General features: G+C 50.0%; 10 protein-coding genes, 2 pseudogenes and 1 CRISPR repeat array (1 of these 13 only partly in view). Of the genes and pseudogenes, 1 reads left to right on the forward strand and 11 read right to left on the reverse strand.

Annotation, left to right across the window (positions count from 1 at the left end; genetic code table 11):
• Positions 1 to 1140: a CRISPR direct-repeat array (repeat unit 29 nt; unit sequence CGGTTTATCCCCGCTGGCGCGGGGAACAC) (it extends 2247 nt beyond the left edge of the window).
• A gap of 86 nt (positions 1141 to 1226) precedes the next feature.
• From cas2e to SAQUA_RS21185, 9 genes and pseudogenes are all read right to left on the reverse strand, one after another.
• Positions 1227 to 1517: a type I-E CRISPR-associated endoribonuclease Cas2e gene (gene cas2e, locus SAQUA_RS21145; RefSeq protein WP_380671760.1), complete on the reverse strand. Its 291-nt coding sequence runs from the start codon at positions 1515 to 1517 to the stop codon at positions 1227 to 1229.
• Positions 1517 to 2437 (reverse strand): type I-E CRISPR-associated endonuclease Cas1e, encoded by a 921-nt coding sequence (gene cas1e, locus SAQUA_RS21150; RefSeq protein WP_380671758.1) that lies wholly within the window; start codon positions 2435 to 2437, stop codon positions 1517 to 1519. The genes cas2e and cas1e overlap by 1 nt, the downstream gene beginning before the upstream one ends.
• A gap of 4 nt (positions 2438 to 2441) precedes the next feature.
• Positions 2442 to 3107, reverse strand: a complete 666-nt coding sequence (gene cas6e / locus SAQUA_RS21155; RefSeq protein ID WP_380671756.1) for a type I-E CRISPR-associated protein Cas6/Cse3/CasE — start codon at positions 3105 to 3107, stop codon at positions 2442 to 2444.
• Complete coding sequence (cas5e, locus tag SAQUA_RS21160) at positions 3107 to 3835, reverse strand: type I-E CRISPR-associated protein Cas5/CasD (RefSeq protein ID WP_380671754.1); 729 nt, start codon at positions 3833 to 3835, stop codon at positions 3107 to 3109. The genes cas6e and cas5e overlap by 1 nt, the downstream gene beginning before the upstream one ends.
• Positions 3836 to 3844: 9 nt before the next feature.
• On the reverse strand, positions 3845 to 4906 hold the full coding sequence (cas7e, locus tag SAQUA_RS21165) for a type I-E CRISPR-associated protein Cas7/Cse4/CasC (protein WP_380671752.1): 1062 nt from the start codon (positions 4904 to 4906) through the stop codon (positions 3845 to 3847).
• Positions 4907 to 4926: 20 nt separating this feature from the next.
• Positions 4927 to 5517: a type I-E CRISPR-associated protein Cse2/CasB gene (casB, locus tag SAQUA_RS21170; protein ID WP_380671750.1), complete on the reverse strand. Its 591-nt coding sequence runs from the start codon at positions 5515 to 5517 to the stop codon at positions 4927 to 4929.
• A complete protein-coding gene (gene casA, locus SAQUA_RS21175; RefSeq protein ID WP_380671748.1) occupies positions 5510 to 7090 on the reverse strand; it encodes a type I-E CRISPR-associated protein Cse1/CasA in 1581 nt (526 codons plus the stop codon). Before casA ends, casB begins: the two co-directional genes overlap by 8 nt.
• 24 nt (positions 7091 to 7114) lie before the next feature.
• Positions 7115 to 9799, reverse strand: a complete 2685-nt coding sequence (cas3, locus tag SAQUA_RS21180) for a CRISPR-associated helicase Cas3' (RefSeq protein WP_380671745.1) — start codon at positions 9797 to 9799, stop codon at positions 7115 to 7117.
• A gap of 341 nt (positions 9800 to 10140) precedes the next feature.
• Positions 10141 to 10517: pseudogene (locus SAQUA_RS21185) on the reverse strand (transposase); the annotation flags it as partial.
• 114 nt (positions 10518 to 10631) lie between these two features.
• Between SAQUA_RS21185 and SAQUA_RS21190 the strand changes: the two are divergent.
• Positions 10632 to 10856: pseudogene (locus SAQUA_RS21190) on the forward strand (DUF4942 domain-containing protein); the annotation flags it as partial.
• Between the two features lie 557 nt (positions 10857 to 11413).
• Here the strand turns inward: SAQUA_RS21190 and SAQUA_RS21195 are convergent.
• The gene (locus SAQUA_RS21195) at positions 11414 to 12064 is read right to left on the reverse strand and encodes a hypothetical protein (protein ID WP_380671743.1); all 651 of its coding nucleotides are present in this window, start codon (positions 12062 to 12064) and stop codon (positions 11414 to 11416) included.
• A gap of 11 nt (positions 12065 to 12075) precedes the next feature.
• Positions 12076 to 13440 carry a VasL domain-containing protein gene (locus tag SAQUA_RS21200; RefSeq protein ID WP_380671741.1) on the reverse strand — a complete coding sequence of 455 codons (1365 nt, stop codon included), beginning with the start codon at positions 13438 to 13440 and terminating at the stop codon, positions 12076 to 12078.
• Positions 13441 to 13454 lie beyond the last annotated feature (14 nt).

Raw genomic sequence — 13454 nt, forward strand, 5'->3', positions numbered from 1 at the left:
GCTGAAACTCTGCGGTTTATCCCCGCTGGCGCGGGGAACACTTCACGAGTCCGGCGAGTTTATTAGCGGAATCCGGTTTATCCCCGCTGGCGCGGGGAACACGAAAAATGGCACGCCGGGAATGGCATGACGGACGGTTTATCCCCGCTGGCGCGGGGAACACTCGCAAGAAGTCTTTAGCATATCAGTAATCATCGGTTTATCCCCGCTGGCGCGGGGAACACGTCCCACCCATCCGCTTATCATCCTGCCTAGCCGGTTTATCCCCGCTGGCGCGGGGAACACTGCTCGGTACCGAATTGGTCAATAAAATCACGCGGTTTATCCCCGCTGGCGCGGGGAACACCGCTGCCAGATTAATTTCATATGTCGTCAATTCGGTTTATCCCCGCTGGCGCGGGGAACACGTTCCTGTCTCCATAGATTTAACGGCGCATTCCGGTTTATCCCCGCTGGCGCGGGGAACACTTCAAGGAGATAGTGGAATCATGCAAGGGTAAAGGTTTATCCCCGCTGGCGCGGGGAACACTTGCCACTACTGCAACCCCTCCGGTAATTCCACGGTTTATCCCCGCTGGCGCGGGGAACACTCCGCACGCTGGTTCACTCAGTTCTATCCAACCGGTTTATCCCCGCTGGCGCGGGGAACACTCATGCGACACCTTGAACAAATTTCTTGTGTCCGGTTTATCCCCGCTGGCGCGGGGAACACTTGTGTGTCGCTGTTTTTTTTCCTGTAGCCTCCGGTTTATCCCCGCTGGCGCGGGGAACACCGTTTCAAAAGTTCTCTGTGAATAACATCAGACGGTTTATCCCCGCTGGCGCGGGGAACACAGAAGTTTGATTTAGTCATTTTAGATCCTTAGCGGTTTATCCCCGCTGGCGCGGGGAACACAATATCTGCCGGTAGTCTTGATGTGCCAATGCCGGTTTATCCCCGCTGGCGCGGGGAACACTAATCTGGGATAGCGCGTGTACAGAAAAAGACCGGTTTATCCCCGCTGGCGCGGGGAACACGCCTTTACCCATAGTTTTAAACAGGCCGTATGCGGTTTATCCCCGCTGGCGCGGGGAACACGCATGAAACCATCACCAAACTTCTTTGCTGCCGCGGTTTATCCCCGCTGGCGCGGGGAACACTCTAAAAATATCTTACTGTTTTATAATAGTTTTTTAGACATATAAAAATCTACCAACTTTCCTCATTTTTAAAGAACGCAGATTTATTAATTTTCTGTAGGTAGAAAAGAAACTAATCTTAATCCGTCCAAATCCACAGGTATGCGCCGATTATCTCCCAAAGTCTGAAAATCAAAACCGGACTCGTTATTCATCGCCCAAGCCATAACGACGTTACCCACCTCGGCCAGTAAGGTAATCTGTTGCCAGATCATTTCCCTCACTTTCCGCGATGTATCACCAACATAAACACCTGCTCGGATCTCCAACAGCCATACGGCAAGTCGCCCGCGCAAACGCGGAGGGACATTCTCAGTCACCACAACTAACATTCCCATTAACTGTGACTCCTATGACCGATATCCCCTAAAGGCGCAGGCTCTGGTATAGCTGGGGGTTGTGCGTCCTCATAAGGTTTTGGCACCTCAATTTCACCAGCAGAGAGTACCTCTTCAATAAGAGGGATCAGGCGTGCCAGTGTTTTCTGGCTGCGGAAAATATCCCGGCAGGCTAGACGAACCGTTTTATCTGGTGTCAGGGAATGTTGGGCTGCTATTTCAAAGGCCTTCGGGACAACACCTTCGAATTTAATAATATCTGCAATATCATAGACAAAAGACAGTGGCTTACCGGTATGCACAAAACCAATCGCTGGAGCATAACCCGCCGCCAATACCGCCGCTTCGGTGATGCCATATAAGCAAGAAGTGGCAGCACTAATGCATTGGTTAACAACATCACCCTTTTCCCAGTCCTTTGGGTCATAGCGTCGCCCGTTCCATTTCACGCCGTAGCGCTGGGCCAACAACACGTAGGTTTGTTTGACTCTGGCACCTTCAATACCACGCAGTTGATCTACAGAGCGGCGATTAGGTGCAGGCTCACCAAAGCGCAATTCAAACATTTTACGCACCACTTTCAGCCGCAACTCTTCGTCCAACGCTAACTTTGCCTGATATAACAAGCGATCAGAACGCGCACCACCGGGTTGCCCACTGGCATACATCCTTACCCCTGCTTCTCCTACCCAAACAAGCAACGTCCCGGTGACCGCAGCAAGCCTTACCGCTGCATGTGAAATCCGTGTCCCCGGTTCAAGCATAATGCAGGCAATAGATCCCAGCGGGATATGGGTTCGAATACCGGTTTTATCTATCAGAACAAAAGCCCCATCAACAACATCGATCTGACCATATTGCAGAAATATCATTGAAGTGCGATCTTTCAGCGGGATCGGATTAAGAGGTACATAACTCATTCACTTATCCTCGCTTTATCATTAATAAACCGCAACCGAGTGACTTGCTCTTTCCCAACCCGTTGTAAAGCACGTTCAAGAATGCCTCGGGTTCAGTGACTTTTAAATAGCCAGAATAATCTACCCAACTAAAAGTGATGGGATTCTCACCTTCGCGGCGAATAAACCGTTGCTGCTGATGGGCAACAACATTAGGTAAATTATTAATATTAGGTACCAAGCAAAATCCCCGTTGCTCCCCCTGAGTCACCAACCATTCCTGGGCCGCATTCTCTTGCAACTCCCACCATTTTTCTTGAGGAATATCCTGTTTTTTAGCATGATACTTAGCATCCATCAGGACGTCACTACGCTTATTGTTACGGGTGACCACCGGATTAGCCCGTAAACAAAAATTAAGATACATTCCTTTATTTATCTGCGGAGAAAAAGGCTTGGTTTCTACATGCAGTAAATTATGATCCTGTTGCGGTTTATTTTTAGACAGCACGTAAAATAGCCCCTGCGCCGCAGAATACTCCTGACGGAAGAGATAATTTCTCTGCTGGTCTTGCGGAAATAATTGCCATAACCACTGATGACAGGCATATGGCTGTTCTGCACTCAGCCATTTTTTCATCATCGCAATATTTAGCCTGCGTAAATCTAGCGTGACGCGTGAAAGAAACATTATTCGCTCCTCCCATATTTGCCACAATGTTGCGTCCTTGTAGAAAATTGCCAGCGTTTGCGACTGATCGGCTGATCGCTACGCAATCGTGATTCAATAAGTTCCATTTGCACCTCACTTCCTTCCCAGTAACAGATTGCTGGCGAGGTTCTATCAGGAAAGAGCAATGCCAAATCCTGATCCAAGGCTTTTTCCGCCGTACTGAACACCTCTGCCAAACTCCCCTCCACAATCTTGGGTGACAATGGTAAAGCCAAGGGGCAAGACTTTCGCCCCAGATACAAAGGAAAAATTGGCGTTAATAAAGCTTGCGCCAATGACTCTATTGTTTCTGGCGCATCCGGGGTTTCTCTTACTGCGATTAGATAATACGCATCACAACGATATTCTCGCGATGAAAGCATGGTGCCAACATCCTCGGGGATCAGTGTCAGCTCATCACGCCGGGTGTAATAAGTGCGTTTTTTATTTTCCCTTGGCACACCAATCGTATGGTAATCACGCAACCACTGTTCCCGTGAGGACAGCGGCAGCACAGCGAAGTGATAGTGCTGATTAAATTGATTCAGGCGTTCTTCCTGCTCTCTAGCGATCCCCAAAGCCGCTGCCAGCAACCCTAACAGCGCCGAGCGCGTTGGGATTACTTCGGTATGCCTGACTTCACCAACCGCAGCAGCCCCCCAAGATGCCAGGGGTGCGTAAAGCTGGAATAATAGATAACGGGACATACGAACTCCTTATTGGCAGATAAAATCCAACAGCTCCGATAATGACCCTTCTCCAGATTCCACATTCATCACATAGCGGCGCTCGGCACATACACCATAGGCACGATCGAATTTCTTATATTGTTCCTCTAAGCGTTGAGTAGCCTCGGCAACCTGATTATCACTGCGTACCGGATTAAAAAATGCTACCGCAAGAGAACGCGGCTGTTGCTCCCCTATTTCAGCCAACACATAAGAGGCATAAGCCCGCGTCGCAAAACTATTCTGTTTTCCCGTGGGGGATACCGTGACGACCGTTTCGGCCAATGCACGCAGCGTACGTTTAACCAACTCTTCATCGCCATTAAGATTTTTTAATAGCAGATCGCGGCTGATGCAGATATAACTGTAGAACAGGGCGGAAGCAAAACCTTGTTCCCCCATATGTGCCGAACCGGCATCTTCTTCTTTGCGGTTTAAATCATCCACAGCAGTAAAGAAATCTTCTTCAATGGTGACGGCACTCACCCCTATTGCATGAGCCACCTGGCAGGCTGCTTCAACATTAAAACCCGGCGCTGACGCCAGCATTCTGCCGAATAGCGCGATATCAACACCACCAGCCTGCGCCCGTAGCAGTTTCAACTCATCGTCTTGCGGCTCTCTGCCGCCTTGCTCTGCCAACAACGCGAGCAACTGGTCAATCTGCTGTTGCTCATCAGGGCTGATATGTACCAGTTGCTCAATATCCAGATTGACCAGATCACCTTTAGCGCCTTTATCGTTTTTCAACTTACCAAATTGCTCAGCTATCTTGGCGGCAGTAGCCAATGCTGATTTCTCCGTTACCCCTTTATCCAACAGCTTTTGATAAATGTCACGACCTAAACGACGGGTTCGTACACCGATGTTGCCGCTTAACGCCTCCCCAAATTTTTCAGAAATGCGCCAAGCGCGCTTCAGACTTTGAGAGGATACACGCAGGCGTTCAATCCCTCCCATAATGGCGGTTTTAGGGCGACCAGTATCATCACGGTTTAAATTAGCAGGGGCGTAAGCGGTTAACAGATGGAACTGAATAAATTTCGTCATGGTACGATCCTTATTGATATTTAATTTTTTTCCGAGGCCATTAAATACTCGCTCGACCAGCGAACATCATTACGTTTAAACGGATTGAGTTCTAAAGCCTGATGTTCTTGACGCGCTTGCCATTCACGCATCCAGAGAAAAACACCATCGGCTAAAGACGTTATATTGACACCTTCATCACCCCGCAGCTTTACCGCGCGAATTAATTGCGCGCAGAATTCCTCAGGTTGTCTTGCCTGAATTAAGCGGTCAAAACGCAGTGCTGAAAGGCAGGGTTTCCCTTTTAAATCGGTACCCAGTTGCGCCGCAAAGCTGCGCTGATTGTTGATGCGCCGCGCATGCGCTGCCACTGAAGCAAAGATCGCCAGAGCCAAAATATCGCTCTGCTGAAAATTCAGCACTTTTTCCAACTTATTGAGTAAGGCACGGAAACCTTGGGTAGTAATAACCTGGTAAATATCTTTGGCGCGCCGTAATTCAGCACGCCAAAGGCGACCATTAAAAGACTTACTATGGTCACGCTGCTGTAAGTCATTAAACCAGCCGTTCACTATGTCTTTAGCGTTCTGGCTGTAAATGACCAATTCCTGACTTGTATTGCTATCAAGCATGTTGCACCTCCTTGCCGATCACCATTAATGATTTGAGTTCCTTCAACACTTTTTGCTTGTTGTATTCTTTATCCAGCCGACGCCGCGCCCTGAGAATTCGCAGCAGTTCTTGTGCAGAATCAGGGTTGGCAAGGGTTTGGGCATCAAATATGCCGAAGATATGTTGATACATCGCCGAGCTCCAACGCTGGAGTGCTTCACGGGTCTGCGGTAATTGTCTGTGAGCGTCCTGCACCAAATGAGGCAGCAGCGTGCGGAAATACCCCTCGGTCTCCTGCCAATAGGCGATATCAACCGCGCTGAAATCCCCTTTAGCTTCTTTTGGCGTAGTGAACCAGGCTTCTTTCAGTGCCTGGCGCAGTAACGATAAACCCACGGAGGCCAGAGCCACCACTAGCTCGATAGTTTCAACCAAAGCTGGGGTATCTACCGAATTGGCAACCACCATTGGCAATCGATGTTGATACCAACAACGCGCCTTGGCATTGTCCATGTCATAACCAAAGCACCAAAGACCGGTTTTCTCCCCTACCCTGCGCCCGGTGACGATTTGTTCCCGCACAATTTTAGCGGGTACGGTACGATTGAATTTATCCTCCCCACCAAGCAGCAAACCCAACCAATCTTTGTAGGCCAATCCGCCCGGTTGCCCTTTTAATGGCAGTAGTGGAGAACCCTCTTTTAAGGCCTGCCGGTAGGGGGATAACGGGTGGATCCAGCCTTCATACTGCACACCATAATTTTTATTGCGGATTTGTGTCAGTAAATCGGCGCTTTCCTCACCACAGATATCGCAATTGCCCGAAGCTGTTTGGTTAAAGTCGATCTCCACACGCCGCGGCATACCCCAATAAGCCTGTAGGGGGTGGGAGTTTTCCGGCGTTACGCTATTGCCAGCCTTTTCGCTGGAGCGGGTTGCCGCAAGCCAAGGGAATATTAGCGGTAAATCTGCCGCCGTTAGTGGTTTTTCCTGCGGGATAACGTTTAACCAAAGCTTTTGCCACAGTGGACGCTCGGCGTTTTGCGGCATAACCAGAGTCGTCATCGGTCCACCACCGCGCATACTGGTACGAAAACCTGCGCCAGCAGCCGGAGAGTTGGTTTGTACTGTGAACAGGGCCATGGCGGCACAGTGGGGGCAAATACGCTGGTAATAACTGCGCTTAACGAAATGGTCTTTGTTGAGTTTGAGCGTGTTACCGCCAGGGGAGTCGATCAATAGGCCGGAGATTGGCGAGTTGTCGGTTTCCAACGTGGCGAAGTCCTGCAAAAAGGCCGGTTTCTCAGGGCCAAACTGCATGGCGCTTTCAACCATCGCTAAGGCTTGCGGCCATCTTTGATCGTCAAATCCCTCATCCCAAACCTCCTGCCACTCCTCTTCATCTTCTGGCGCATAGGTGGTCTGTAACAAACCAATCAGGAACTGATAGGCCGCCCCCTGAAAATCAGCGCGAGGATACGCCAGATCGATAATGTCCTCGTCGGCTAACTGCAATGGGGAAATCTTCTGATGCTGCCCGGCCTGATTAATGGCCGGTAACCACGGTTCCGTGAGTAATGAAAAAGATAGCATACCGCTCTCCCTTACTAGTTTTTATTAACCCAAAAGCCCCTGCGTTTTGCTGTAATAACCCGCCTCACCTGCGTTATCCAGTAACAACACGATCCCTGCAAACAAATGGTTTTGCGTTTTAAAACGTTCCAGCTCATCCTCAGCAAGCTGTGGTAGCGCTTTGCCATGCTTGCGCCACCAGCTTTCACGTACCTGAAGGCGGCTTTTTTCCCACGGGAAATCATCGGCATTGGCATAAGGTATGATCTCGCTACCTTTGCGGTAAGCGAGATAGACATCAAGAGAAGGTTCACTCAGGCGGGTAGAGATATCGACAGCATCGCTCCATAGCGTGTCGCTGGCACGGCGATCGTACCCTTTATCCAAAGATAAAAGATTTTGCCCGGCAGCAGCCCGGTTACTCATTAATTGGCCCAATACTCTGTTGGAGATCTCCACCAATTCTGCGGGTGCATCCAACATTTCAGCGTAGACGCTTTCCACCATCGTCCTGGCCTGTTCAGGCATGATGATGGCACCTAGCTCGCGCAATATCGCTTGGGTGCGCCACAAGCAGGCATGATCGGCATAAACATAGCCGGTATTACGCAAGGTTTCGCCCAACCAGCCTGCAGTAGCCTCAGGTTGCCATTCAGGAGCCAGAATTGATAATACGGGAGCAGGCCGCTCATCAGGCAATGCCGATTTACATTGGCCGCTATTATCACGAATATGACGCTGCAAACGCCCCGCACGCTGAATAAGCAAATCTATCGGTGCTATATCGGAAATCATAATATCCAGATCGATATCTAAAGATTGCTCAATTACTTGGGTGGCAATTAACACTTTGCCACGCCGTGAATCAGGTGAAGCATGTTTACCAAACCAGTTCAACGCATTCTGCTCAATCTGCATACGGTCGATAAAAGCAAAGCGGCTATGAAATAACAGCAGGTTTTCTGCCGGGATATTGCCGCGCTCGCGTAATTGCCGAAAAACCAGGATGGCATCATCAACGCTGTTACGTATCCAACAGATGCAACGCTGCTCTTTTACCGCCTGTTCGATCATCACAATGGCTTCATCCAGTTGGGTCAGCCAGTTGACTTGTACACAACGTTTTACCTCTTCACGGGTTGCTACCGGCATTTCATGCAGGCCACTGCGGCCCAAATGCGAGAACCAGGGATAACCCGCTTGCGGATCTAATAGGGGGATTTCACACTCTGCGCCGCTGGCGAATGCCCTTAGCAACTTTTCCCTTAAATCATGAGGCAAGGTTGCACTTAAAATAATGGCACTCCCACCTTGCGCGGCGTGGCAATACAATAACCCTTCCAGCAACCGCACCATGTAACCGTCGTAAGCGTGCACTTCATCAAGTATCAGGACTTTGTTCAGCATTCCAACTAAACGTAGCGACTGGTGACGAAAGGGCATTACCGCCATCAGCAGTTGATCTAAGGTCCCAACCCCCACTTCCGCCAATAACGCTTTTTTACGCGAGTCAGCAAACCAGATATTACATTCACCACTGGCGCTAGACTCTGTTTGCCCATAATGCGCAGAACCCTGGTTATCTAACTGCCAGACCGATTGGCTGAATGCTGCCGACATTTTGCTGGCCCCGTGAGCCAGCACTAAAGAGGGACGCGTTTGGGGCTGAAACAAAGCCCGATAGGCATCAGCAAGGCGCTGATACATGGCATTAGCGGTTGCCATTGTAGGTAACCCGATATACAGGCCGTCTGCTTTAGACTGTGCCATCAAGCGGTGCGCCAGGATCAGGGCAGCCTCCGTTTTCCCGGCACCGGTGACATCTTCTAGAATCATCAATTGAGCGCCATCAGCTTCAATCTTTATGTCACATGCCAATTGCTGGAGTGGCGTCAACCGCTCAATAAACGGAAAAAGATCTTTATGCCCTTTAAAAGCGCTGACAACAGCAGATGTTGGTAAAGCCGCAATCGCGGTCTGTGCTCGCTGCTGCGCATTCTCCCAATATTCGGTTAACGGCATAACGGTGGTAGTAAAAGGAAAATAAGCTTGATTGGACCCTAACCAATCTGCCAAGACTGATAACCCGGCAAGGATCCAGCTCTGTTTTTTTAAATTCTTACGCCATTCTTTATCAGCAAATTGTTGGGGGAATGTCTCCCATTGGAATATTTTTCGCACGTCTTGCAAGTAAAATTCTGCTGCCTGCAGATCTTCAGGTGTAAATGCTAAAGCACCTTTCGCTGAAGCATCAGGCGGGACACCATGATGACCAGTGACAATTTGCAGCCAAATATGCAGGCTATTTCTCCACTGTTTTTTGTTTTCTTCTCCGGGAAAAAGAGGTCGATCATCTTCCAACCAACGCCGCTGTATATGTTCGTTCCACAGCCAGAATCCCAAAGAATCATGACGTGCTATATAAATCTTGCCAGCAGGAGGAACTAAAGCAGGGTGTTGGTAGAGTTGCTGAAAACCGCGAGCAAACTTACCGATATCGTGCATAGTCAAGAAATAGGCAAACCAAGTGGCTGCATCCTGGCGTGAAAATCCTAATTCTTCTAATATGTCAGCTGAATGATATCTATTATCGATGATTAGCTGATAGCCGCAGGCTGCAACATCAAGGCAGTGATATGCTAATAGGTGATAATCATCGCAAGAGTCACTCTCTACTTTACGAGCCTTTCCCCAATATCGCATATATGTAGCACTATCGTTTGGCATCATGATAATTCCCTTTATCCCTTATTACTCGTACCATAGTGAGAATAGCGACATTTTTATTTCTAATTTTCTCCATACATGGAGTTAATATCTATTATTTTTAGAAATTAAGGATGATTCTGACGAGCATATAAGATATCAAGTACTTCTGTACAATCGCCCGGCACCCAGTATACAACGATATATATACCCAAGTTACTTCAAGTTGCATGTAGGCGGCAACTGAGCGAAGCCCCAGGAGCTTGGTAAACCAAGTGACTGGGGTGAGTGAAGGCAGCCAACACCCATGCAGCTTGAAGGGCGACGGGTATAGTTAGGGTGAGCGACGATTTCTCGTGTACTACAACCCCGTGCTTAGCACTCAGGCTGTCTATTAACGGCATTATCTTTTCCAGTAGCGGTTGAGTTCCTCCTGCGCAAAATAGGTTGATGCCTGACGCAGAATATCGTTGCTGCGACGGAGTTCACGCACTTCACGCTCCAGCACTTTTAAACGCTGACGCTTACTGGTCGTAAGGTTGTTCTCACTGGCACTGGAACCAGAATCACTTTCATGTTGACGCACCTAGCCCTTAACTTGTCGGGGTTACACCCAATTTTTAGGGGCGTTGGAGCTGAAAGCTGCGTGTTCAGATTTGTATTCACTGCGCTGCTCCAGAAGCATTCTTACCGCGCGTTCACGCAGCTCGGCTGGATAACGATTTGCTGATTTTGATGTCATCTTGGTTCCCCTTTCACTAAGAGTTTAGGCTGTGCCCCTTAACTGCACGTAAGCGCTGCTGGCGGCCATTTGTGCGCAGAGCAAGCCGTGAGTCGTGCAGTTAAGTGACACAGCCTAGATGGTAAACCGCCGCCTGATAATCGAGGGGATGTGACCGCTCGGTTATATGAGCATATCAGTGCCAATCGGCAGATGAGCAAGGACTACCAAGATGAGTACTTTTCGATAAAATACTTCATGAAGGGCTCGGTGCACCTGACATTAAGAAAGCCCGAGTTGGTTGGTAGGATGAATGATATTATCGCGAGGCATTATCCGCAGGAACTGCCCGCACGGTAATAAGTGTTATAGGTAAAGAGGCAATGTGTCTGGTGGTTTTCTCAGTCACAGAGGCAAGTTTAGCGCATATTTACAGCAAAACATTTTGGGGCCTTTTGGGGGGCTCAATTATATCACTGAAAAATAAATTCATTGTAAATCAATGATATTGATTCATTATTAAGCTGCCTGTACGGCAGTGAACTGTTACAGACTAGCGCTAATTACCTGATCTGAGAAGCATTGCTGGGTAAAATAGGGCAAATACCCTTTTTTGCAGCGCCTAATTTTATGCCTTTAAAATCAATTAATTAAATATTCGCGTAAAAATAGGGTTGGGAGCAGGTTTCGTTATTTATCTGTTGAACTCAAACCGCTCAGGCTGAAAAATGGCGGTGTTTACACCCTGTATCTAAAGCTACTGGGCACCTGGCAATGCTCGCTTATGTGGCGTTCATTATTGATATGTTCGCTGGCGTTATTGTGGGAGTGTGCACCAACCATGTAACCCCCACTGGACCAAGATACGATGGAACAAGCGCAGTAAGTTTTAACAGCCTGATGTAAAATCACTTTTTTCACTTTACTGCTGTACACCGCGTTCGCCGTTCCTTCAATCGCTCTTTGGCCTTTTCCAACGCCAATTTTGACCGCCCCGGCAACAGCAGCAGCAGTTCGTCATACGGCAAGGCCAGGTTGTTTTCCAACAAACACCACTCTTCATCGCTCCAGCGCCGGGCCGGAGCTTCCCTTGGCTTCAGTTTACGGTATCTCAGCCCCAACTGGTTGGCCTTGATTTTCACCGCTTCGACACTTCTACGCGGCAGTTTTTTGGCAACCTTGGTGCCTATCGCCGGGTAATACTTCCGCAGGATGCGAACCTCCTCAGCGTGCCAATTGCGTGCGCTGGTGATACCCAGACCATTGGCTTTTGCCCGGATCGAGGATTTGGCTCGCCCAGGCAGCAGCGATTGGACGTAGGTAATTCCTGCACCATCGGCATAATAGGTGCGCAGTACCTCGATTTCCTGTTCTGTCCACTGGGGCATCAGCGTTTTACACACCCCTAATGACTGAGCACCCAGTCTGACTGCAACTTCGGTACGCCCCAGTTTTTGGGCAATTTCACGGGTGGTTTTTTTGCGGTAGTGCATTTCCACATAATGCAGTTCCCTGAGCGTCCAGCGCGTGCGGTGGTTACTGCGTTGGGGTATTTTTTTAGCCATCATCTCAGTCTCCCTCAACGGGGTGCGATAGCTTGCGCCTGCTCTATCAGCGCATAGCGGTTGAGTAACTGCGTTAGTCGGTTATCTATCTGTGCCTGCAGGGGCGCCGACGGTTTCCCGGTTTGTTGCTGTAGTGCCAGTTCCCGCAACAGGGTTTCCAGTGACGGGGTGCGCAGCAGCGGTTGCTGTATCCCATACAACGCGGATTTCAGCTCAGAGACGGTGATATACCGGCCGCGTTTTTCGTCCAGTGCGTTGAGCTTGGCGACCAGAGCCTGCACCCGTGCCTGCACCAGATAGCCGTCTTCCAACTGCTCGACCGGCAGCGCGTTGGTACTGAGCGCCTGTTGCCAGTGTTGCTGCAACGACGCACTGACGGGGCTATCCGGCCACAGGTTTTTTGCCTGCCTCACCAGTTCGCCACCGTAGTTTTGTAACCAGCGTGGGGATTCAGTGGCTAACTGTGAAAGCCGTTTGTCCGTTTCATCCAGTAAAGCCGGAGCAATATCATTCAACGATGCGGGGTGAGTCTGGCGCAGTTGGTACTGTGCCTGCAATGGCAAGGCCTGCGGTAACGGCGCCAGCGAGTTTTTCACCTGGGCCTGAACGCCGGTCACGTAGTGGTTGTAGCCAACCCAGCAAGCCAGTGCGGCACACAGGGCGCTGATGCCAACGCCAGCCAAGAACCCCCGCCATTCCAGGCGCTTTTTCTGTACTTCGACGGTAATCACTTTGGGGTGGGTATCAGGCTGCGCCACATACACCCAGGTTTGTTCTGCCGCTGGCTGGGGCCGCGAGGCGTGAGACTGGAAAGGCAGCACCACACCAGAAATATCCGTAGCCCCTTGCAGATCGTTGCCCTGGGTATTCTCCAGCCGCACCGCGGCGTTGTGCAGCAACTGGGCCAGCATGTCCAACTGGCTGACATGGCGCAGTTCCAGGCGCTGTAACACCGCGTTGAGATGGGTGAGCCGCTGCTCGGCCTGATACAGCGCCGATAAATCGCTGTATTGCCAGTTCAGGGTACGTAATACCCCGTGCAACCGCTGGGTAAGTGCGGTGAGGATTTCCACACGGGCATGGACCGGCTGTGGCCATAAGTTGCCCCACTGGTGGCTGATAAGCGTGTCAATAATAGCCAGCCCTTCGTTCAGCCCGAACACCCCTGCCAAATGAACCCGGGTGAGGGTATACCAGGCGGCGGTCTGCAACTCCACGCCATTGTGTTCAAACAGCGACAGGCAGAGTTTCTCGGCATAATGCCAGTTCACATCCGGGCGGGCCGGATGGGTAAGTTTATTGAGTTCATCACGCAGCGCGGCATAATCGGCAAGCGTGCGTGGGTCGCTGCCAGTGCGCAGTTGACGGTTAATAGACATGATAGTTCCCTTTC

The organism is Serratia aquatilis (assembly GCF_044865145.1).
GTDB classification, from domain to species: Bacteria; Pseudomonadota; Gammaproteobacteria; order Enterobacterales; family Enterobacteriaceae; genus Chania; species Chania aquatilis.

Bases quoted from the DNA above. Each gene is read 5' to 3' on its own strand.
- SAQUA_RS21195 (WP_380671743.1), bottom strand. From the start codon at position 12,064: ATGATGGCTAAAAAAATACCCCAACGCAGTAACCACCGCACGCGCTGG.
- cas6e (WP_380671756.1), bottom strand. From the start codon at position 3,107: ATGTTTCTTTCACGCGTCACGCTAGATTTACGCAGGCTAAATATTGCG.
- cas1e (WP_380671758.1), bottom strand. From the start codon at position 2,437: ATGAGTTATGTACCTCTTAATCCGATCCCGCTGAAAGATCGCACTTCA.
- SAQUA_RS21200 (WP_380671741.1), bottom strand. From the start codon at position 13,440: ATGTCTATTAACCGTCAACTGCGCACTGGCAGCGACCCACGCACGCTT.
- cas3 (WP_380671745.1), bottom strand. From the start codon at position 9,799: ATGATGCCAAACGATAGTGCTACATATATGCGATATTGGGGAAAGGCT.
- casB (WP_380671750.1), bottom strand. From the start codon at position 5,517: ATGCTTGATAGCAATACAAGTCAGGAATTGGTCATTTACAGCCAGAAC.
- cas7e (WP_380671752.1), bottom strand. From the start codon at position 4,906: ATGACGAAATTTATTCAGTTCCATCTGTTAACCGCTTACGCCCCTGCT.
- casA (WP_380671748.1), bottom strand. From the start codon at position 7,090: ATGCTATCTTTTTCATTACTCACGGAACCGTGGTTACCGGCCATTAAT.
- cas2e (WP_380671760.1), bottom strand. From the start codon at position 1,517: ATGGGAATGTTAGTTGTGGTGACTGAGAATGTCCCTCCGCGTTTGCGC.
- cas5e (WP_380671754.1), bottom strand. From the start codon at position 3,835: ATGTCCCGTTATCTATTATTCCAGCTTTACGCACCCCTGGCATCTTGG.